The organism is Pseudomonas sp. fls2-241-R2A-110 (genome assembly GCF_030209165.1).
In the GTDB taxonomy this organism is placed as follows: domain Bacteria; phylum Pseudomonadota; class Gammaproteobacteria; order Pseudomonadales; family Pseudomonadaceae; genus Aquipseudomonas.
On record NZ_JARVSN010000010.1, the window covers coordinates 282,102 to 302,011 of the forward strand.

Sequence of the window (19,910 nt, forward strand, 5' to 3'; positions counted from 1 at the left end):
CGGAAAGCCCTCTATTTGCCGTCAAATCATAGCAGGGCGCCTGCCTATTGTCCTCGCTGGCTCATAGCCAACGATCAGATGAAAAGTGTGCCTTCCATATCACCGAGCCGGCGTTTGCGATTGCGTTCAAGGACGCAGCGTATGGCTTCGCCACGATGCAGGCGAAGAACAAGCAACTGGCGTTTATGACGGGGATTCAGGACAAGTCGATTCAGATCAAGGGGAATCCGGCGCTGGTGATCTGGTTTCAGGGATTGACCAAGTATTTTAAGCCGCGCAAGGCTAAGGCTTGAGTTTCGTGTGAGGGGGTGACGCGGAGCGTCACGGGATGCATTCCCACGCAGAGCGTGGGAACGATCTAAAGCTGAAAGACCGAGTTGGATTTATTGCGGGCAAGCCCGCTCCCACAGGATTTAGGTGATCCCTGTGGGAGCGAGCTTGCTCGCGATTGCTTTTAGCTCTGAGTGAACTGCGAAGCCAGTTCGCGCAGCAGCACTTCAGCCTCAAGCACTTTGCTGACGACGTCGTTGGCTTTGTCGCGACTCAGTCCAAGGCGCTCCAGCAATGCGTCAGGGATGTCCTCGTCGGGCCCCGAGCCAATCCCGCGACTACGCAACAAGCGCACGGCCAGGCACACGAGGTTTGGGTATTCGGCGTAGTCACCGTCGTAGCCCGGGTCATGCTGGAAGCGCAGCGCGGCAGCCAGCTCTTCGGGCATGTCCCAGTAGCGCATCAGCCAGGAGCCGATCTGTTCGCGGCTGATGCCGAGCAGGTGTTGCTCGACATAGCTGTGGCACAGATGCGGGTTGACTTCCAGGTGGCGGCAGATCAGCGAGAAGTGCGGCGGGAAGACGTGCGCCAGCAGCAAGTAGCCGAAGTTGTGCAACAGGCCGGCGAGGTAGGTCAGGCCGGCTTCCGGGCGCTGGGCGCGGGGCATGGCGCGGGTCAGGCCTTCGATGACGGCGGCGGTGTAGATCGATTGCTGCCAGTACGGCGTGGTTTGTTGCGGGTGGTCTTTGGGCAGACTCAGGGTTTTTCCCAAGGCCAGGCCCAGCGCGAGGTTGATCACCAGGTCGAAACCCAGCACGCGCACGATGGCGTCTTCCACTGAACGAATCTTGCCCGGCGAGGCGTAGTACGGCGATGCGGCCCAGCTGACGACTTGGGCGGCCAGCGCTGGGTCGGTTTCAACGACGCCGGTGATGTCGTCGATGGTGGCGTTGGGGTCGACGCGCAGTTTGATGATTTTCTGCGCGGTCTCGGCCAGCGGCGGAATTTCGATGGTGGCTTCCAGGCGTTGCTGGATACGTCGCGCGGTGAACGCCTGGACGGCCTGGGTGATTTCCTCGCGGTCATCGTCGGGGCGGTCGAGGTTGGGGCGGATGCGGGTCAGGTTCTCGCCGAAGTTGGCGGCGCTGGCCTTGGTCAGCATGCTCTTGAAGTCTTCGCTGGTGATTTCCAGCAGTACGCCTGGTTCGCCCGAGTTGATCAGCAGCTTCGGTTCGCGCAGCAGGCTTTCTTCGTACAGGCATGGCGAGCTGGTCAGCGCCGGCAGGCCGGGCAGCAGGCTCAGGTTGTGTTTGCCGAGCATTTTGACCAGGCGTTCGGTGGGCACGGCAGTGAGGCGTCGGCCCGTCAGTTCGGCGAGGCGATTAAGGTCCAGCAATTGGCTTTGTGGGAACAGCACCATCAAGGCGCCGACCGCGTCGTCCACCAGCACCGCCTGCACTTTACGCGCGGGGTTCAGACCGTGGTGGTCGAGAACTTCTTCGTAGGCAATGCCCATTTTGCCCAGCAGCAGCCGAATAACAGACGGAGCGTGCAGGGGTTCCGGGGCGAGGGCAGCTTCAGTCATGGTCTGTATCCGTATTCAAACAATTGCAGGAGTATAACCAGCTTGTTTAAAAGCATCGTCCACAAACTGCGACGGTGCTCACACTTGGCCGTATTGCTGCCCATGACGCAGCCAGCGGTCGAGCAACGGGCTGACGTGATCCGGCCAGCGCTCCAGCAATGCTTGGGCGGCGTCGCGTACGGCGGGTAGCAAATCAGCGTCGCGCATCAGGTCAGCGACCTTGAATTGCAGCAGGCCGGTCTGGCGCGTGCCGAGCATTTCGCCGGGGCCGCGCAGTTCGAGGTCTTTTTCGGCGATGACAAAACCATCGTTGGTTTCACGCATGATGCCCAGGCGTTGACGACCGATCTGCGACAGCGGCGGATGGTAGAGCAGCACGCAATGGCTGGCGGCGCTGCCTCGACCGACACGGCCGCGTAACTGGTGCAACTGCGCAAGACCCAGGCGTTCGGGGTTTTCAATGATCATCAGGCTGGCGTTCGGTACGTCGACGCCGACTTCGATCACCGTGGTGGCGACCAGCAGTTGCAAGTTGCCGGCCTTGAATTCAGCCATGACAGCGGCTTTTTCGGCGGGCTTCATACGCCCGTGGATCAAGCCGACCTTCAGCTCGCCGAGAGCGGCGGTGAGGTCTTCGTAAGTGGTTTCCGCCGCTTGGCAGGTCAGCTCTTCCGACTCTTCGATCAGCGTGCACACCCAATAGGCCTGGCGCCCTTCGGCACACGCACCGCGCACGCGTTCGATGACTTCCACGCGCCGTGTATCGGTGACCAACACGGTGTTGACCGGGGTTCGGCCGGGCGGCAGTTCGTCGAGGATCGAGGTGTCTAGGTCGGCGTAGGCGCTCATGGCCAGCGTCCGTGGGATCGGCGTGGCGGTCATGATCAGCTGGTGCGGACACATCCGCCCGCCAACGCCTTTCTGTCGCAACGCCAGACGCTGCTGCACGCCGAAGCGGTGTTGTTCGTCGATGATCGCCAGTGCGAGGTTCTTGAACTGCACTTCTTCCTGGAACAGCGCGTGCGTGCCGACCACCATCGGTGCGCCGTTGGCGATCTGTTCCAGCGCGGCCACGCGATTCTTGCCCTTGAGCTTGCCGGCCAGCCACGCGACTTCGATGCCCAGCGGTTCGAGCCAGCGCTTGAAGGTGATGAAGTGCTGTTCGGCGAGAATTTCGGTGGGCGCCATCAGCGCCACTTGGTAACCCGCCTCGAGCGCCTGAAGCGCGGCGAGGGCGGCGACCACGGTTTTGCCCGCGCCGACGTCGCCCTGAATCAGGCGCAGCATTGGTTCGTGCTGGCTGAGGTCGTAGGCGATTTCGTTACCGACCCGTTGCTGGGCGCCGGTTGGCGTAAAGCCCAGGTTGGCGAGGTATTGCGCCGGCAGCCTGGTGGCTTTCGGCATCGCTGGCGCGCGCAGAGAGCGCATGCTTTCGCGCAGGCGTTGTTGGGACAGTTGATGGGTCAGCAGTTCTTCGAACGCCAAACGGTGCTGCGCCCAGTGATGACCGAGGGCGAGTTCATCGACGTCGGCATCGGCGGGCGGGTGATGCAGGTAGCGGATCGCATCGGCCAGTGGCGCGAGTTGATAGTCGCGGGCCAGTTCTGTAGGCAACCAGTCGGGCAGGCTGGTGGGGCCGAGCAGCGTCAGGGTTTGCATGCACAGTTGGCGCAAGCGTTGTTGGGTCAGGCCTTCGGTGAGCGGGTAGACCGGGGTCAGGGTCTCATCCACTGGAGGCGGTTCGTCGCCGCTGATGGCACGGTATTCCGGGTGGTAGATTTCCAGCCCTGACGCGCCGGGCCGTGCTTCGCCGTAGCAGCGAATCCGCGTGCCACGCTTGAGGCCTTCTTTCTGGGCGTTGCTGAAATGGTAGAAGCGCAGGCTGAGCCCGCCGGTGCCGTCCTGCAAGCGAACGACGAGACTGCGGCGCCGGCCCATGACCACGTCGGCGCCGCTGACGGTGCCTTCGATCACGGCGTCTTGCCCCGGTCGCAAATGGCCGATCGGGACCACGCGAGTGCGGTCCTGATAGCGCAGGGGCAGGTGAAACAGCACGTCCTGGAGATTCTCCAGGCCGACCTTGGCCAGTTTCTCGGCCATGGCCTCGCCGACACCCTTGAGTGCCGTCACCGACACTTGCGACAACTCGGTCATCGCGACTTAAGCCGCAACCACCGGCGCGGACGGCTTGGCCACCGAGCACAGGCGAATGGAGTCAGCGAGGATTTCAATCGCTTTCGGTCGCGGGAAGCTCGCGCGCCAGGCGATGGCCACGGTGCGGAACGGCACCGGCGGCGACAGTGGGCGCACTTCAATCACGCCCGGGGCGTAGTGGTGGCTGTCCACGGCCGACAGCGGCAGGATCGAAATGCCGAGGCCGGACGCAACCATGTGGCGGATGGTTTCCAGCGAGCTGGATTCCACTGTGGTGTGCTTGGCGCCGTCGTTGCCTTTGGCCAGGGTCGGGCAGGCTTCGAGCACTTGATCGCGGAAGCAGTGGCCTTCGCCGAGCAGTAGCAGGCTCTTGTCGTTGAGCAGGGCGGCGTCAATGGATTCTTTTTGCGTCCACGGGTGCTGGGCCGGCATCAGGACGTAGAACGGCTCGTCGTAGAGTTGCAGGGTCAGGACGTCGGCTTCGTTGAACGGCAAGGCGATGATGATCGCGTCGAGCTCGCCGTTGCGCAGTTTGTCGCGCAGCACGTGGGTGAAGTTTTCTTCGATGTACAACGGCATCTGCGGGGCGACCCGGTGCAGCTGCGGAATCAGGTGCGGGAACAGGTACGGACCAACGGTGTAGATCGCGCCAACTTTCAGCGGAGCGGTCAGTTGATTCTTGCCGGCCTGGGCCAGTTCGCGGATGCCTTGGGCTTGTTCCAGGACTTTCTGTGCCTGCGCCACGATACCTTCGCCGACCGGGGTCAGGCGCACGGCACTCTTGCTGCGCTCGAAAATCAGCACACCGAGTTCGTCTTCAAGCTTTTTCACGCCCACCGACAGGGTCGGTTGACTGACGTGGCAACGCTCGGCCGCATGGCCAAAGTGCTGCTCTTGGGCGAGGGTAACGATGTAGCGTAATTCTGTGAGGGTCATAGCAAGCGTCCATGAAGTTGCGGGCCAAGCATACCGGCTGCAATCGATAGACGCACGTTATCAGACTGGGTGTGGTGAGTGACACTGGGTAATGCCGGTTTGCCGCTGGCAGGTATGAATAAGGCACCTTTCGGTGCCTTTATTGGCTTTGCACACAACCCCTGTGGGAGCGAGCCTGCTCGCGATGAAGTCATCACATTCAACATCATCGTTGACTGTTAGACCGCTATCGCGAGCAGGCTCACTCCCACATTGGGTTCGTGTTGCGTTTAGCGGCGGCGTTTTTCCAGCGAATAAACAAACGGTGCAACGATTTCGATCGGGCCGTTTTTCAGCATGTCGGCCGGGGGCTTGGGCAGCGGCTGTGCGCGTCGGATCATTTCCAGGGTGGCCCGGTCCAGATCGGCATTGCCAGAGAGGCCCACCAGTTCGAATGACACCACATTACCTTCACCATCCACCACGAAGCGCAGACGGTTCACACCTTCCTTGCCCCGCGACTGTGCGCTGGCTGGATACTTTTTGTACTTGCCCAAGTGCGCAAGCAAAGTGCCTTCCCAACTGGCTTTGGCGGCCTGTTGCGCTGGCGATGGACCGGGTGCCGGTTGGGCGGATTTCTCTGTCGGCGCCTGGGTCGGTTGCGCGTCGCTAGGCTTTTCCTCGGACGGTTTCTCCTTCGGCGGCTCCGGCTTTTTCTCTACAGGCTTGGGCGGTTGCGGCTTGGGCTTGGGTTTGACCGGTTTTGGCACAGCGATCTCGGCCTTCGGCACTTCAGCCAGTTTCGGGATCGGCAGTTCTTCCACTGGAGCCGGTGGCTGTGGCGGCGTGATGACCTTCGGCGGTGCCGGCGGTGGCGGCGCGGGAACCGGTGCCAGCTCGACCATCATCGCCTGCGGAGGCAGCTCGACGGGTGGTCGCGCAGTCCAGTTCATCGCCAGCGCAATGGCCAGCGCATGGACGCCCAGCACCACGGCCAGGCTCGCGCTATAACGCGTCAGCTTATGGCGCGTCGTGATCATTTCTTGGCTGCCGTCTCGAGTCCGACCAGGCCCACCTTCAGGTAGCCGGCAGAGCGCAGGTTGTCCATCACGCTCATGAGGTCGCCATAATCCACGCCTTTATCGGCCTGGAAGAAGATCGTCGTGTCTTTCTTGCCCTGGGTCCTGGCGTCGAGGGTGGCGCCGAGTGCTTCGGCCTTCACTTCTTCTTCGCCGAGGTACAGGCGCTGGTCCGCCTTGACGCTGAGGAACACCGGTTTCTCTGGCCGCGGCGCCGGTTTGGCGCTCGACGCTGGCAGGTCGACCTTGATGTCCACGGTGGCCAATGGCGCCGCCACCATGAAGATGATCAGCAGCACCAGCATCACGTCGATAAACGGGGTGACGTTGATTTCGTGGTTCTCGGCCAGATCGTCGTCTGCGCCTTCTTTCAAATGCAAGCCCATGGCGGATTACCCTACTTTGACCATGTGGGGTTGCGTGGTGCGCTCGGCGGTCGGCAGGTGATCGAGGTCACGGCTGACCAGCAGCAGGACTTCAGCCGAGGCATCGGACACTTGCGCCTTGTAACCGGCAATCGAGCGGGCGAAGACGTTGTAGATCACTACCGCAGGAATCGCCGCGACCAGGCCCAACGCAGTGGCCAGCAGGGCTTCGGCGATGCCGGGGGCGACGACGGCGAGGTTGGTGGTCTGGGTTTTGGCAATGCCGATGAAGCTGTTCATGATGCCCCACACGGTACCGAACAGACCCACGAATGGCGCGGTAGAACCGATGGTGGCGAGGACGCCGGTGCCGCTGCTCATGTTGCGACCGCAGGCTGCAACCAGACGCTCGAGACGGAAGGCAACACGTTCCTTGATACCCTCTTTCTCGCGGCTGTTGACCGACAGGCGCATCTCTTCGAGGGCGTCATGTACCAGCAGGTTGGCGAGGGTGCCAGGCTTGGTGGCGGTCGCACTGGCTTCTCTAAGGGTGGTGGCTTTTTTCAGGTGGACGATTTCGCTGCGCAGACGACGCTTGGCGCCTACCAGCTCGAAACCCTTGGCGATCCAGATGGTCCAGGTGATGATCGACGCGATGGCCAGGCCGATCATCACGATTTTCACGATGATGTCGGCGTTCTGGTACATGCCCCATGGCGACAGGTCGTGGGCCATGCCCAGGCTGTTGTCGGCTTCAAGGACTTCAGGAGCGTCCTGGGCGACTACTGCCTGCGCCGGGTCGGTCGCGGCAGGCGTTACAGTCGGGGCGGCGTGATCGGCGGGCGCTGGAGCTGCGGCACTGGTGGCCGGGGTCGCAGGCGCTTGTACGTCAGCGAATGCGGCGACGGGCGCCAGCATCAGGCTGAGCAGCAGGGCGGCCGCAACGCTCCAGGCGCGAGGTCGTTTGGTTGGCGAAGCGGAGAATTGATTGCGTGTCATGCTGGCCGGACCTGAGAGAGAAAATAGGGTAAATGTTCTTCCAGGCCTCGTGAGGCCGAGAACAAAAGTGGCGGGTATTATTGCAATTAATTCTTGTTAACAAAAGTGAAAGCGTCTCTTTTTTCTTTCATCGCTAGCCGCTCGTCCATTGCTGGCGCTAGTCTGTGGCTTTCCAAGAGGAGTTTCTTGATGTCCGCGCCTTCTGTTTTGATTGCCGGCTGTGGTGATGTCGGCAGTCGTCTGGCCACGCAATTGCTGGCCTCCGGGTGGGAGGTTCATGGCTTGAGGCGTGACATCTCACGTCTGCCCGAGGGGGTCATTGGCGTTGCCGGCGACTTGTTCAATAAGGACTGTCCCGAGACTTGGCCCATTGGTGCGGTGGATTACCTCGTGTATTGCGCGGCCGCTACGGATCACGATGAAGCCGGTTACCGCGCCGCTTATGTCGAAGGTTTGCAACATGTGCTGGAGTGGCTGGACGACTATGGTCAGGTGCCCAATCGTCTGCTGTTTGTTTCCAGCAGCAGTGTGTATGGCCAGCAGGATGGCGAGTGGGTGGACGAGACTTCGCCGGCTGAGGCGGGGACCGGCTATTCCGGTCGCTTGATGCTGGAGGCCGAGCAAATTGCGCTCAACAGCGGCATCCCGGCCAGCATCGTGCGCTTGACCGGCATTTACGGCCCTGGCCGCGAATGGCTGCTGACCCAGGTTCGGCGCGGTTATCGCGTGGCCGTTGATCCGCCGCTGTACGGCAATCGCATTCACGCCGATGACGCGGCGGGACTCATGGCGTTTCTGCTTGAGGCGGATCGACGCGGCGTGGCGCTGGATGATGTCTATATCGGTGTCGACGATGCGCCTGCGCCACTGGCGGAAGTGGTGGGCTGGTTGCGCGAATATCTGGGTGTCACCGAATGGGCTGAAGATGCAAGCGTGCGCCGTACTGGCAGCAAGCAGTGCAGTAACGCACGGGCGAAGGCCTTGGGGTGGGCTCCGAAGTATCCGAGTTATCGCGAAGGCTACGCTGCGATTCTCGAAGGGCGCTGCTGACTTCCATACACCCTAAAACAACTGTGGGAGCGGGCTTGCCCGCGATGGCGTCAGACCAGTCACTATCAACGGTGGCTGATGCATCGCTATCGCGGGCAAGCCCGCTCCCACAGGGTTATCTATTGGCTTCAGGGCCGGGTTACTGCTTTTCCAGCAACCACTTGCGCTCGCCGGGTGTGAACTGAGGCATTTCATCTGCCTGTGCGGTATTCACAGCCTGCAGAATTTCCAGCTCCTTGCCCTTGCGCGCAAAGATCCAGGTATTGCCCTGGCCACTGAGTTGCAGCCACATGTTGTCGTTGCCGCCGCTCATCGAGGCGCAGTCGCCCGCCAGGCACAAGGCGTAACGATCGGCCCCCGGAAGACCGGCAACCTGGCCATCGGCCTGGAATTGCACGGAGCTGCCTTCGCCCGGACCGCTGACGATTTTCCAGCTGCCGCCCATGTAGGCGGTGTACAGCGCACGTTCGAAGCTGGCGCCAATCGGTGCGCCGTCCGGCACCTGAATCAGCGCACGTTCAAAGACCTGCTCCGGTTCGTTGTCGTTGGCGGCCTGGTTCAGTCGCTTGCCGTCTCGCTTGAGCTCGCTCGCGGAGCTGCCATAAAAGTCGACTTTCCATCCGCCGGACTCTTCACCCAGCAGCTTGCCTTCGACATTTTCAAAACCGTTGGTGTAGCGAGCCTGAGCGGCCTTGGTGTTGACGTTCCACTCAAGGTTCGGACCATAGGCCTGGAGCGCTTCACGCAGGGGACCGCCTTTGGCCGCAGCGTCGATTGCGGCCTGATTGATCCAGGTGCCGCTGATATCACGATCGGCCGGATTGCTGGCACAGCCGCCCAAGAACAGGGCAACCAGCGAGAGAGCTAGCGCTTTGCGCATTTTGGAATCCTTTCAGAACCCTTTTTTTACAAGATCGGTAGGCGCAACCTCAAAAGGCTGCGCCGTACGCATTTACTCGATGACCAGAATGGCATCCATCTCGACCTGCGAACCCTTTGGCAGGGCTGCTACGCCGATGGCGGCGCGGGCAGGGTAAGGTTGGTCGAAGTATTTGCCCATGATCTCGTTGACCTTGGCGAAGTGGCTCAGGTCGGTGAGGAAGATGTTCAGTTTGACGATGTCCTTGAACGAACCGCCAGCCGCTTCGGCGACCGCTTTGAGGTTCTCGAACACCTGGACGGTCTGGGCTTCGAAGCCTTCAACCAGTTCCATGGTTTTTGGGTCCAGAGGAATCTGGCCCGACATGTAAACGGTGTTGCCAGCCTTGATCGCCTGGGAGTAAGTACCGATAGCGGCCGGGGCCTTGTCGCTGGTGATAACAGTCTTGGTCATGAATGACTCCTTGTAATAGGTTGGCTTACGCGCGCATGCGGGTGATGCGAATCACCCCGGTCAGTGCGCGCAGTTTCTTGATCACGCGGGCCAGGTGCACGCGGTCGTGCACGCTGACTACCAGTTGGACCACGCTGATACGACCATCGCGTTCGTCCATGCTGATTTTTTCGATATTGCCGTCGGCCGCGTTGACGCTGCTGGCCAACAGGGCGATCAGGCCACGCTGGTGCTCCAGCTCGACGCGCAGCTCGACGTTGAATTCGCCGGTGACATCCTTGGCCCACGAGAGCTGGATGCATTTTTCCGGGTTGTGGCGGATTTCGCTGATGTTGCGGCAGTTGTCTAGGTGCACAACCATGCCTTTGCCTGCCGACAGGTGACCGACAATCGGGTCGCCCGGGATCGGCGTGCAGCACTTGGCGTAGCTGAGCACCAAACCTTCGGTGCCGCGAATCGCCAGCGGGCCCTCCGGGCTTGGCAACTGTTCGCCTTCGCCGAGCAGGCGGCGGGCGACCACATAAGCCATGCGATTGCCCAGGCCGATGTCTTCGAGCAGGTCTTCGATCAGTTCCAGGCGGTATTCGGTGAGCATCGCCTTGACGCGCTCGGCCGGGACTTTCTCCAGCGAGCTGTCGAAGCCATTCAGCACCTTGTTCAACAGGCGTTCGCCCAGGCTGATGGATTCGGAACGGCGTTGCAGTTTCAGCGCGTGGCGGATGTGCGTGCGCGCCTTGCCGGTGACCACAAAGTTGAGCCACGCCGGGTTCGGCCGTGCGCCAGGTGCGCTGACGATCTCGACCGTGGAGCCGCTTTGCAGCGGTTCGGACAGCGGTGCGAGACGACGGTTGATCCGACAGGCGATGCAGCTGTTGCCCACGTCGGTGTGCACCGCGTAAGCGAAGTCGACCGCCGTGGAGCCTTTTGGCAGCTCCATGATCCGGCCTTTGGGGGTGAACACGTAGACCTCGTCCGGGAACAGGTCGATCTTCACGCTCTCGATGAATTCCAGCGAGTTGCCGGCGCGTTGCTGCATTTCCAGCACGCCCTTGACCCACTGCCGGGCGCGAGCGTGAGTGCCTTTGGGCTGCTCGTCACCACTGGATTTATACAGCCAATGGGCAGCGATGCCGTTGTTGGCCATCTCTTCCATTTCACGGGTGCGGATCTGGATCTCGATCGGAACACCGTGCATGCCGAACAGCGTGGTGTGCAGCGACTGGTAGCCGTTGGCCTTGGGGATGGCGATGTAATCCTTGAAACGCCCCGGCAACGGTTTGTACAAATTATGCACAGCACCCAGCACGCGATAGCAGGTATCGACCTTGTCGACGATGATCCGGAACGCATAAACGTCCATGATCTCGTTGAAGGCCCGACGCTTGCCGCGCATTTTCTTGTAGATGCCGTAGAGGTGTTTCTGACGACCGCTGACCTCGCCCTGAATGCCATCGATGGCCAAGCAGTGGCTGAGGGATTCCTCGATCTTGTTGACGATTTCCTTGCGGTTGCCCCGGGCGCGTTTGACCGCCTGGTTGATCCGCGCGGAACGCATCGGGTGCATGGCCTTGAAGCCGAGGTCTTCGAATTCTATGCGGATGGCGTGCATGCCCAGCCGGTTGGCGATGGGCGCATAGATTTCCAGGGTTTCCTTGGCGATCCGTCGGCGTTTTTCGCCAGACAGGACTTCCAGCGTGCGCATGTTGTGCAGGCGGTCAGCCAGCTTGACCAGGATCACGCGAATGTCGCGGGCCATGGCCATGGCCATTTTCTGGAAGTTTTCGGCTTGAGCTTCGGCTTTGGTCTCGAAGTTCATCTGGGTCAGTTTGCTGACCCCATCGACCAGTTCGGCCACGGTTTCACCGAACTGCGCTTGCAGCGCTTCTTTGGCAATACCGGTGTCTTCGATCACGTCATGCAGCATTGCAGCCATCAAACTCTGATGGTCCATGTGCATGTCGGCAAGAATGTTCGCCACCGCAAGAGGATGCGTGACGTACGCCTCACCGCTGCGGCGGCGTTGGCCGTCGTGGGCTTGTTCGGCGTAGAAGTACGCTCGGCGGACCAGATTGACCTGGTCCTTGCCGAGGTAGGTCGATAAGCGATCGGCGAGGGCGTCTATGCTCGGCATGATGAATCCTGCCGTTCGCTGTGACCCCGCGCCGTGCTACGTCGACCAGGCATGGCTTAGACGGCCTCGTTGGACTCGTCCTCGAACGCTGCGAACAGCGGTTCGTCTTCGACGATTTCAGCATTGGCGATGAACTCGTAGCTCATCAGGCCTTCAGCGATTTCACGCAGCGCTACAACGGTAGGCTTGTCGTTTTCCCACTGAACCAGGGGCTCTTTGCCGCCGGTGGCCAATTGACGGGCACGCTTGGTAGACAGCATGACCAGCTCAAAGCGGTTTTCCACGTGGTTTAGGCAATCTTCAACGGTTACGCGGGCCATGGTATTCCTCGGAGCGAATGCAATATGCGCGCTGCCCGGTTGGGCGAGCGGACTCAACAGTTTAAAAAATCACCAGCGTTTAGGGAAGCGCTGATTTTTTGACCAAGCCCTTCAACGCGCTGCAAGTGCCAATGTAAAGCCCTTGCAGCGGTTTTGGGAAGTGCTGTTTCAGCCCAGCAATTCAGCCAGCAACATGCCGAAACGCACCTGTTGGCGCTTCTGTTGCAATTGATTGGCGCGGAAAATCGCCTTCAGGTCATCCAGTGCGTGGGAGAAATCGTCATTGATGATCAGGTAGTCGTACTCGACATAGTGGCTCATTTCGTTGACGGCTTCACGCATCCGGCCAGCAATGATCTCGTCGCTGTCCTGGCCGCGGTTGGTCAGGCGCTGGTGCAAGGCTTGCAGCGATGGCGGCAGAATGAAGATCGAACGCGCCTGAGGCATCAGCTTGCGCACTTGCTCGGCGCCTTGCCAGTCGATTTCCAGAATCAGGTCGTGGCCTTCGTCCAGCGTCTGCTGCAGATGGCTTTGCGAGGTGCCGTAGAAGTTGCCAAATACTTCGGCGCGCTCCAGGAAATCGCCGTGCTCGCCCATCTTCACAAACGCTTCGCGGCTCACGAAGTGGTAGTTCACACCGTCCACTTCACCCGGACGCATGGCGCGGGTGGTGTGGGAAATCGATACGCGGATCTCCGGATTGGTGTCGGTCAGGGCCTTGACCAGGCTGCTCTTGCCCGCGCCCGAAGGGGCGGAAATGATGTACAGGGTGCCGGTGCTGTGGGTCATGTCTGTTTGCCTTACTCAATATTCTGCACTTGTTCGCGCATCTGCTCGATCAACACTTTGAGGTTGACCGCCGCTTGGGTGCTGCGCGGGTCGAAGGCTTTGGAGCCCAGTGTGTTGGCTTCGCGGTTGAGTTCCTGCATCAGGAAGTCCAGGCGCCGACCGGCAGCGCCACCGGACTTGAGCACCCGGCGAACTTCGATGATGTGAGTGCTCAGGCGATCCAGTTCTTCGGCGACGTCGCTTTTTTGCGCGAGCATGACCATTTCCTGTTCAAGCCGCTGCGGGTCCATCTCGGCCTTCATGTCGGCAAAGCGGTCGAGGACTTTCTGGCGTTGGGTCGCGAGCATTTGCGGCACCAGTTCACGCAAGGTGACAACGTCTGCTTCGATGGCGGTCAGTCGATCGCTGATCAGCCGTGCCAGCTCCGCGCCTTCGCGCTCGCGGCCGGCCTTGAGTTCTTTCAAACCTTCGTTGAACAGTGCCAGTGCCTCGGCGTTCAAGGCTTGCGGGTCGGTCGCATCGCCTACCAGCACGCCAGGCCAGGCCAGGACTTCCAGTGGATTGAGCGCGGCCGGGTTCTTGATCAGGCCGGCGATAGTCTCGGCGGCGGCGACCAATTGGGCGGCGCGCTCGCGGTCCACTTGCAGTGGCTTGTCAGTGTTTTCTTCAGTGAAGCGCAGGGTGCATTCAAGTTTGCCTCGGGATATACCCTGGCGCAGCGCTTCGCGTACGGCGCCCTCGAGGTCGCGAAACGACTCCGGCAGACGCAAGTGCGGCTCCAGGTAGCGACTGTTGACCGAGCGCAGTTCCCAGCTCAGCGTGCCTTGGGCGCCGGCTTTTTCGACACGGGCGAAGGCGGTCATGCTGTGCACCATGGAGGTACCTCGCAATGCAGGTTCATGCGTTACCAAAGGTTTCGCAGACCTGATCTAAATGAATTTAAGCCCAGAGGCAGCAAAGGCGCAGGATTGTAGCGCAGTGGGGCGGATGCGCCCAAACACACGGCGTGACAAAGGGCTGCAGGCCGTCGGTAAAGCGGTGTCCTAAGCTCTGATCAGGGCCTTCAATCGTCGGGCAGATTTTTTAGACGTGCCCAGTCTTCGCCGGCGGCTCTATAATGCTCGGCAGTTTTCCGTCCCCAGTACAGGTATTCCCTATGAAACGTCCAAGTGGTCGCGCTGCCGATCAGCTCCGCTCGATCCGCATTACCCGCAACTACACCAAACACGCCGAGGGTTCTGTGCTGGTCGAGTTCGGTGATACCAAAGTCATCTGCACCGTCAGTGTTGAAAATGGCGTGCCGCGTTTCCTCAAAGGCCACGGCCAGGGCTGGTTGACCGCCGAATACGGCATGCTGCCGCGCGCCACCGGCGAGCGTAACCAGCGTGAAGCCAGTCGCGGCAAGCAAGGCGGCCGTACCCTGGAAATCCAGCGTCTGATCGGTCGTTCCCTGCGCGCTTCCCTGGACATGTCCAAGCTGGGCGACGTCACCCTTTACGTCGACTGTGACGTGATTCAGGCAGACGGCGGCACCCGCACCGCGTCCATCACCGGCGCCATGGTTGCGCTGGTCGATGCCTTGAAAGTGATCAAGAAGCGTGGCGGCCTGAAAGGCGGCGACCCGCTCAAGCAAATGATCGCTGCCGTTTCGGTTGGCATGTACCAGGGCGAGCCGGTCCTCGACCTCGATTATCTGGAAGACTCGGCTGCCGAGACCGACCTGAACGTGGTGATGACCAGCACCGGCGGCTTCATCGAAGTCCAGGGCACTGCCGAAGGCGCACCGTTCCAGCCGGAAGAGCTGAACGCTATGCTGGAGCTGGCGAAGAAAGGCATGACCGAGATCTTCGAACTGCAAAAGGCCGCACTGGCCGACTGATCGGATGTTCCACGCAAGGAGGACACCATGAGTGACGAGCAGCAGCTGCTTCCCATCCCGAGCAAAGATGTTCGGCAGTGGGCGATGTTTTGTCACCTGTCCGCCTTGCTGGGGATCTGGATTCCATTTGGCACGTTGATCGGCCCGCTGATTCTCTGGCAGATGAAGCGCGAGATGGACCCGTTTGTCGATGCACAGGGCAAGGAGGCGCTGAACTTTCAGATCACCGTCGCCATTGCCTCCGCCATCTGCTTCCTGCTGATGGTGGTGATCATCGGGTTCTTCCTGTTTGGTCTGGTGGCGATTGGCGCGTTGGTGCTGACGATCATCGCAGGCGTGAAAGCCAATGAAGGGGTGCCGTATCGGTATCCGTTCACCTGGCGATTGATCAAATAATAGCCAGCAAAGATTCCCTGTGGGAGCGGGCTTGCCCGCGATAGCGATCTGGCAGGCAGCACATCTGTTGACTGTGACGGCCTCATCGCGGGCAAGCCCGCTCCCACAGGAAGCAAATCATTGCGCACAAAAAAGCCGACAGCGATGTCGGCTTTTTTGTGTCTGCGAAACGACGCTTAGATCGTCAGCGTCCAGTCGTAGTCCACGATCAGCGGCGCGTGCTGCGAGAACCGCGGCTGACGTGGCAGGCGTGCGCTGCGAACAAAACGGCGCAAGCCTGGGGTCAGCAGCTGATAGTCGAAACGCCAGCCGAGATTGAGCATTTCTGCCTGTTCGTTGTCCGGCCACCAGCTGTACTGGTCGCCTTCACGGCTGACTTCGCGCAGGGCATCGACATAACCCATGTTGCCGACAATCTCGTCCATCCAGGCGCGTTCAGGTGCCAGGAAGCCCGGGGATTGCTGGCTGTCGCGCCAGTTCTTGATATCCAGCTTCTGTTGCGCCACGTACAGCGAGCCACAGTAAATGTACTCGCGACGTTTGCGCCGCTGTTTATCCAGATAACGGGCGAAGTCGTCCATTAGCTTGAACTTCTGGTTCAAGTCTTCATCGCCATTCTGCCCCGAAGGGAGCAGCAAGGTCGCGATGCTGACCTTATCGAAATCGGCTTGCAGGTAGCGCCCGTAGCGGTCGGCCGTCTCGAACCCGAGACCGCTGATGACTGCCTTCGGTTGCAACCGCGAATACAAAGCCACGCCACCCTGGGCGGGAACTTCGGCTTCGCAGGCATAAAGGAAGTAGCCATCCAGTTGGAAGGCTGGATCGTCCAGTTCAAAGGCGGAGGCGCGGGTGTCCTGCAGGCAGATGACGTCGGCATTCTGTGCTTGCAGCCAACTGAGCAACCCTCGCTCCACTGCAGCCTGAATACCATTGACGTTCACACTGATGATCCGCATAAATGGCCCCAAAAATCGCGTGCGTGTATGATACACGGCGTCAACCTAATTAGCTAAATCCGTGGTATTTGGGGTTTTTTTCATGCAAGCGTATCAGCGCGATTTCATTCGTTTTGCCATCGATCGCGGCGTTTTGCGCTTCGGTGAGTTCACCCTGAAGTCCGGACGCACCAGTCCTTACTTCTTCAATGCCGGCCTGTTCAACACAGGAAAGGCCCTTGCACAGCTGGGTCGTTTCTACGCGGCGGCCATCGTCGAAAGTGGTATTTCGTTCGATGTTCTGTTTGGCCCGGCGTACAAAGGCATTCCGTTGGCGGCGACCACTGCGGTGGCGTTGGCCGAGCATCATGACCGTGATTTGCCTTGGTGCTTCAACCGCAAAGAGGCCAAGGCCCACGGCGAAGGCGGCAGCCTGGTTGGCGCGCCATTGACCGGCGATGTGCTGATCATCGACGACGTGATTACTGCCGGCACCGCGATCCGTGAAGTGATGCAGATCATCGCTTCCCAGGATGGCGCCAAGGCGGCGGGCGTGCTGATCGCCTTGAACCGTCAAGAGCGTGGCAATGGCGAGCTGTCCGCGATCCAGGAAGTGGAGCGCGACTTTGGCATTCCGGTGATCAGTATTGTGTCGCTGAACCAGGTGCTGGAATTCCTGGCGGATGATCCGCAGCTCAAGCAGCACCTGCCTGCCGTAGAAGCTTACCGAGCACAGTTCGGCGTCTAAAGAAAAGGCCCTGTGAGAACAGGGCCTTTTTTCATTGGAAAAACGAAACTTCGCTTTACCTGTTTGGATATGGGTCTTTCACCGCGTCGCCCTGACCGGTCAGAACTTTCCATCCGTTTCGCGTGTGCGTTGATTTAAGGCGCTGAGGGCAGGGTGGAATCGAGGTCTTTGCCTGATTCGAATACCGATGCCCGCAGTCCACACATTCAAAGGTGCCTGCTGAAACATCACTGCCGTAAGGAACGTAATCTTTTTGCATGGGTAACTCTCCTGTGGATACAGGGAAGATCCTATGCGGATTGATGCTGGCACGATGTCGGAAGTTTCGCTGAGTCTGGTAGGAGGTTTCCGGCCCGCATAAAAAAGACCGCAGACTTCGCCAGCGCCTACAGAATATTCGTACTTCTGTGTAGGTGCCGGCGAAGACTGCGGTCTTTTGTCGTTCTTGAATCAGGGACGCTTGCGATTACTGATCAAAGTACCCACGCCGGTATCGGTGAAGATCTCCAGCAGAATCGCATTTGGCACCCGACCATCGATGATCAGCGAGCTGCCCACGCCGCCCTGTACCGCTTCCAGTGCGCAACGGATCTTCGGCAGCATGCCGCCGTAGATCGTGCCGTCGGCGATCAGTTCGTCGACCTGTTGGGTGGTCAGGCCGGTGAGGACCGTGCCCGACTTGTCCATCAGGCCGGCGATGTTGGTCAGCAGCATCAGCTTCTCGGCCTTCAGCGCTTCGGCGACCTTACCGGCTACCAGATCAGCGTTGATGTTGTACGACTCGCCATTGGCGCCGACGCCGATCGGCGCGATCACCGGGATGAAGTCACCTTTGACCAGCAGGTTCAGCAGGTCGGTGTTGATGCCGACCACTTCGCCGACCTGGCCGATGTCGATGATTTCCGGTTGGGTCATCTCCGGCGTCTGGCGAGTCACGGTGAGCTTTTTCGCACGAATCAGCTCGGCATCTTTACCGGTCAGGCCGATAGCGCTGCCGCCATGACGGTTGATCAGGTTGACGATGTCCTTGTTGACCTGACCGCCAAGGACCATTTCCACCACGTCCATGGTCTGCGCGTCAGTCACACGCATGCCATCGATGAAGTGGCTCTCGATCGACAGACGCTTGAGCAGATCGCCGATTTGCGGGCCGCCGCCATGAACCACCACCGGGTTGATGCCCACGGCTTTCATCAGCACGATGTCGCGGGCGAAGCCGGTTTTCAGCTCCTCGCTTTCCATCGCGTTGCCGCCGTATTTGATCACCAGCGTCTTGCCGACATAGCGGCGAATGTATGGCAGCGCTTCGGACAGGACCTTGGCGGTGTTGGCGGCGGCTTCGCGTTCGAGGGTCATTCAGGGCTCCGGGTGTTTCGTCAAATCAGAACGGTAGTTGGAGATCAGGTGCAACACGCTTCAACTGGACTTTGAATACGTCCTTGATGCGCTGCAGTTCAGCCTCGTCATCGGCCTCGAAACGCAGCACCAGCACCGGCGTGGTGTTGGATGCGCGCACCAGGCCCCAGCCTTTGGCGTAGTCGACTCGCACGCCGTCAATGGTGGTCAGGTCGGCGCCTTCGCCCCACGTCGCATCGTGCAATGCATCAATGATGCTGAATTTGCTCTCTTCGGTCACATGGATATTGATTTCCGGCGTAGAAATATCGTTCGGGAAGGTCGCAAACAGCTCTTCCGCGGTGGATTTTTCCTTGCTGAGGATCTCCAGCAGACGCGCGGCGCTGTAAATGCCGTCGTCAAAACCGAACCAGCGCTCCTTGAAGAAGATGTGCCCGCTCATTTCGCCGGCCAACAGGGCGCCGGTTTGCTTCATTTTCTTTTTGATCAACGAGTGCCCAGTCTTCCACATAAGCGGACGACCACCGTATTCCTTGATCAGTGGTGTCAGGCGGCGGGTGCATTTGACGTCGAAGATGATTTCCGCGTTGGCGTTGCGCGCCAGTACGTCGCGAGCAAACAGCATCAGCAAGCGGTCCGGGTAGACGATGCTGCCAGTGTTGGTCACAACACCCACGCGGTCGCCGTCGCCATCGAAAGCCAGGCCCAGGTCGGCGTTGGTTTCCTTGACCTTGGCGATCAGGTCGACGAGGTTTTCAGGCTTGCCCGGGTCCGGGTGGTGATTGGGGAAGTTGCCGTCGACGTCGCAGAACAGCGGGATGACTTCGCAGTTCAGCGCTTCGATCAGCTGCGGGGCGATCACGCCGGCCGCGCCGTTGCCACAGTCGACCACCACTTTGAGGCGGCGAGCGAGTTTGATGTCCTGGACGATTTCAGTGTTGTAGCGATCGAGAATCTCGACCTGGGTGATGCTGCCCTTGCCGCTGCTCAAGTTGTTGGTCTTGAGGCGGTCATGCAGGGCCTGGATCTGTTCGTTGGCCAGGGTATCGCCAGCGATCACGATCTTGAAGCCGTTGTAGTTCGACGGGTTGTGGCTGCCGGTGAGCATCACGCCCGATTTGCCGGCCAACACGTTGGCGGCGTAATACAGCGCAGGCGTTGGCACCAGGCCGACGTCGCTGACATGGCAACCACTTTCCGCCAGGCCCTTGATCAGCTGCTCGACCAGCTCAGGGCCGGACAGGCGTCCGTCGCGGCCGACTGAAACGTTCGGTTCGTCTTGGGCCAGGCTCTGGGCGCCGATGGCGCGACCGAGCCAATAAGCGGTTTCAGCGTTCAAGAACTCCGGGACGGTGCCGCGAATGTCGTAGGCGCGGAAAATGCTGTCCGGAAACTTGGGTGGGACTTGGGCTGGGTTGCTCATCTGTAGGAATGCTCCATCTCGAAAGTGACTGGACAGGCCTGCGAAAAATGCGTCGGCCGGCTCAAACTGAAGGGTATGACGGCGTTTTCCACTGAGAGTTCGTGGTGTGTAAAGGCCATGCCACCTGCATTTACGAGGTAGTGACCGATCAATGCCTTGATTTTGGGCGGTAAACCTTCCAGA

General features: G+C 60.1%; 19 protein-coding genes and 2 pseudogenes. 5 read left to right on the plus strand and 16 right to left on the minus strand.

Going from position 1 to position 19,910, the window contains the following annotated elements; translation table 11 throughout:
* Positions 1-101 precede the first annotated feature (101 nt).
* Positions 102-293, plus strand: a pseudogene (locus QRN31_RS31545) (helicase); the annotation flags it as partial.
* Positions 294-454: 161 nt separating this feature from the next.
* Here the strand turns inward: QRN31_RS31545 and QRN31_RS09510 are convergent.
* From QRN31_RS09510 to exbB, 6 genes are all read right to left on the minus strand, one after another.
* Positions 455-1,855: an aminoacyl-tRNA deacylase and HDOD domain-containing protein gene (locus QRN31_RS09510; protein ID WP_285431659.1), complete on the minus strand. Its 1,401-nt coding sequence runs from the start codon at positions 1,853-1,855 to the stop codon at positions 455-457.
* A gap of 78 nt (positions 1,856-1,933) precedes the next feature.
* The gene (recG, locus tag QRN31_RS09515; RefSeq protein ID WP_285431660.1) at positions 1,934-4,009 is read right to left on the minus strand and encodes an ATP-dependent DNA helicase RecG; all 2,076 of its coding nucleotides are present in this window, start codon (positions 4,007-4,009) and stop codon (positions 1,934-1,936) included.
* Between the two features lie 6 nt (positions 4,010-4,015).
* Positions 4,016-4,945, minus strand: coding sequence for a hydrogen peroxide-inducible genes activator (locus QRN31_RS09520; RefSeq protein WP_090177974.1), 930 nt, complete (start codon positions 4,943-4,945; stop codon positions 4,016-4,018).
* A gap of 269 nt (positions 4,946-5,214) precedes the next feature.
* Entirely contained in the window at positions 5,215-5,964 is a 750-nt protein-coding gene (locus QRN31_RS09525; protein WP_285431661.1) for an energy transducer TonB family protein, read from the minus strand.
* Complete coding sequence (gene exbD / locus QRN31_RS09530) at positions 5,961-6,389, minus strand: TonB system transport protein ExbD (RefSeq protein ID WP_285431662.1); 429 nt, start codon at positions 6,387-6,389, stop codon at positions 5,961-5,963. Before exbD ends, QRN31_RS09525 begins: the two co-directional genes overlap by 4 nt.
* A 6-nt stretch (positions 6,390-6,395) precedes the next feature.
* Positions 6,396-7,367 carry a tonB-system energizer ExbB gene (gene exbB / locus QRN31_RS09535; protein WP_285431663.1) on the minus strand — a complete coding sequence of 324 codons (972 nt, stop codon included), beginning with the start codon at positions 7,365-7,367 and terminating at the stop codon, positions 6,396-6,398.
* Between the two features lie 189 nt (positions 7,368-7,556).
* On the opposite strand from exbB, the gene QRN31_RS09540 reads away from it, so the two are divergent.
* A complete protein-coding gene (locus QRN31_RS09540; RefSeq protein ID WP_285431664.1) occupies positions 7,557-8,417 on the plus strand; it encodes an SDR family oxidoreductase in 861 nt (286 codons plus the stop codon).
* Between the two features lie 139 nt (positions 8,418-8,556).
* Here the strand turns inward: QRN31_RS09540 and QRN31_RS09545 are convergent, their stop codons facing one another.
* The 6 genes from QRN31_RS09545 to QRN31_RS09570 all read right to left on the minus strand — a co-directional run bounded on the left by QRN31_RS09545 (position 8,557) and on the right by QRN31_RS09570 (position 13,865).
* A complete protein-coding gene (locus QRN31_RS09545) occupies positions 8,557-9,297 on the minus strand; it encodes a hypothetical protein (RefSeq protein ID WP_285431665.1) in 741 nt (246 codons plus the stop codon).
* 72 nt (positions 9,298-9,369) lie between these two features.
* Positions 9,370-9,750: a deaminase RidA gene (ridA, locus tag QRN31_RS09550; protein ID WP_003229509.1), complete on the minus strand. Its 381-nt coding sequence runs from the start codon at positions 9,748-9,750 to the stop codon at positions 9,370-9,372.
* 25 nt (positions 9,751-9,775) lie between these two features.
* Positions 9,776-11,881: a bifunctional GTP diphosphokinase/guanosine-3',5'-bis pyrophosphate 3'-pyrophosphohydrolase gene (spoT, locus tag QRN31_RS09555; RefSeq protein WP_090177991.1), complete on the minus strand. Its 2,106-nt coding sequence runs from the start codon at positions 11,879-11,881 to the stop codon at positions 9,776-9,778.
* A gap of 56 nt (positions 11,882-11,937) precedes the next feature.
* Positions 11,938-12,201, minus strand: coding sequence for a DNA-directed RNA polymerase subunit omega (rpoZ, locus tag QRN31_RS09560; protein ID WP_007894670.1), 264 nt, complete (start codon positions 12,199-12,201; stop codon positions 11,938-11,940).
* A gap of 168 nt (positions 12,202-12,369) precedes the next feature.
* Positions 12,370-12,990, minus strand: a complete 621-nt coding sequence (gmk, locus tag QRN31_RS09565; RefSeq protein ID WP_208670868.1) for a guanylate kinase — start codon at positions 12,988-12,990, stop codon at positions 12,370-12,372.
* Positions 12,991-13,001: 11 nt separating this feature from the next.
* On the minus strand, positions 13,002-13,865 hold the full coding sequence (locus QRN31_RS09570; protein WP_285431666.1) for a YicC/YloC family endoribonuclease: 864 nt from the start codon (positions 13,863-13,865) through the stop codon (positions 13,002-13,004).
* A 281-nt stretch (positions 13,866-14,146) separates the two neighbouring features.
* Here QRN31_RS09570 and rph point away from each other — a divergent pair, with 281 nt between their 5' ends.
* Together rph and QRN31_RS09580 are read left to right on the plus strand one after the other, a co-directional pair.
* Positions 14,147-14,869 (plus strand): ribonuclease PH, encoded by a 723-nt coding sequence (gene rph / locus QRN31_RS09575; RefSeq protein WP_285431668.1) that lies wholly within the window; start codon positions 14,147-14,149, stop codon positions 14,867-14,869.
* Positions 14,870-14,896: 27 nt separating this feature from the next.
* Positions 14,897-15,265: a DUF4870 domain-containing protein gene (locus QRN31_RS09580; protein ID WP_090178001.1), complete on the plus strand. Its 369-nt coding sequence runs from the start codon at positions 14,897-14,899 to the stop codon at positions 15,263-15,265.
* A gap of 176 nt (positions 15,266-15,441) precedes the next feature.
* On the opposite strand, the gene crc is transcribed toward QRN31_RS09580, so the two are convergent.
* Positions 15,442-16,221 carry a catabolite repression control protein Crc gene (gene crc, locus QRN31_RS09585; RefSeq protein WP_007934608.1) on the minus strand — a complete coding sequence of 260 codons (780 nt, stop codon included), beginning with the start codon at positions 16,219-16,221 and terminating at the stop codon, positions 15,442-15,444.
* A gap of 82 nt (positions 16,222-16,303) precedes the next feature.
* Between crc and pyrE the strand changes: the two genes are divergently transcribed.
* Entirely contained in the window at positions 16,304-16,948 is a 645-nt protein-coding gene (pyrE, locus tag QRN31_RS09590) for an orotate phosphoribosyltransferase (protein ID WP_222589024.1), read from the plus strand.
* A gap of 55 nt (positions 16,949-17,003) precedes the next feature.
* On the opposite strand, the gene QRN31_RS31435 is transcribed toward pyrE, so the two are convergent.
* The 3 genes and pseudogenes from QRN31_RS31435 to QRN31_RS09600 form a co-directional block, all read right to left on the minus strand.
* Positions 17,004-17,207 carry a zinc ribbon-containing protein gene (locus QRN31_RS31435; protein ID WP_259154033.1) on the minus strand — a complete coding sequence of 68 codons (204 nt, stop codon included), beginning with the start codon at positions 17,205-17,207 and terminating at the stop codon, positions 17,004-17,006.
* A gap of 191 nt (positions 17,208-17,398) precedes the next feature.
* Positions 17,399-18,304 carry an acetylglutamate kinase gene (gene argB, locus QRN31_RS09595; RefSeq protein ID WP_045059191.1) on the minus strand — a complete coding sequence of 302 codons (906 nt, stop codon included), beginning with the start codon at positions 18,302-18,304 and terminating at the stop codon, positions 17,399-17,401.
* 25 nt (positions 18,305-18,329) lie between these two features.
* Positions 18,330-19,703: pseudogene (locus tag QRN31_RS09600) on the minus strand (phosphomannomutase/phosphoglucomutase); the annotation flags it as partial.
* Positions 19,704-19,910: the final 207 nt, after the last annotated feature.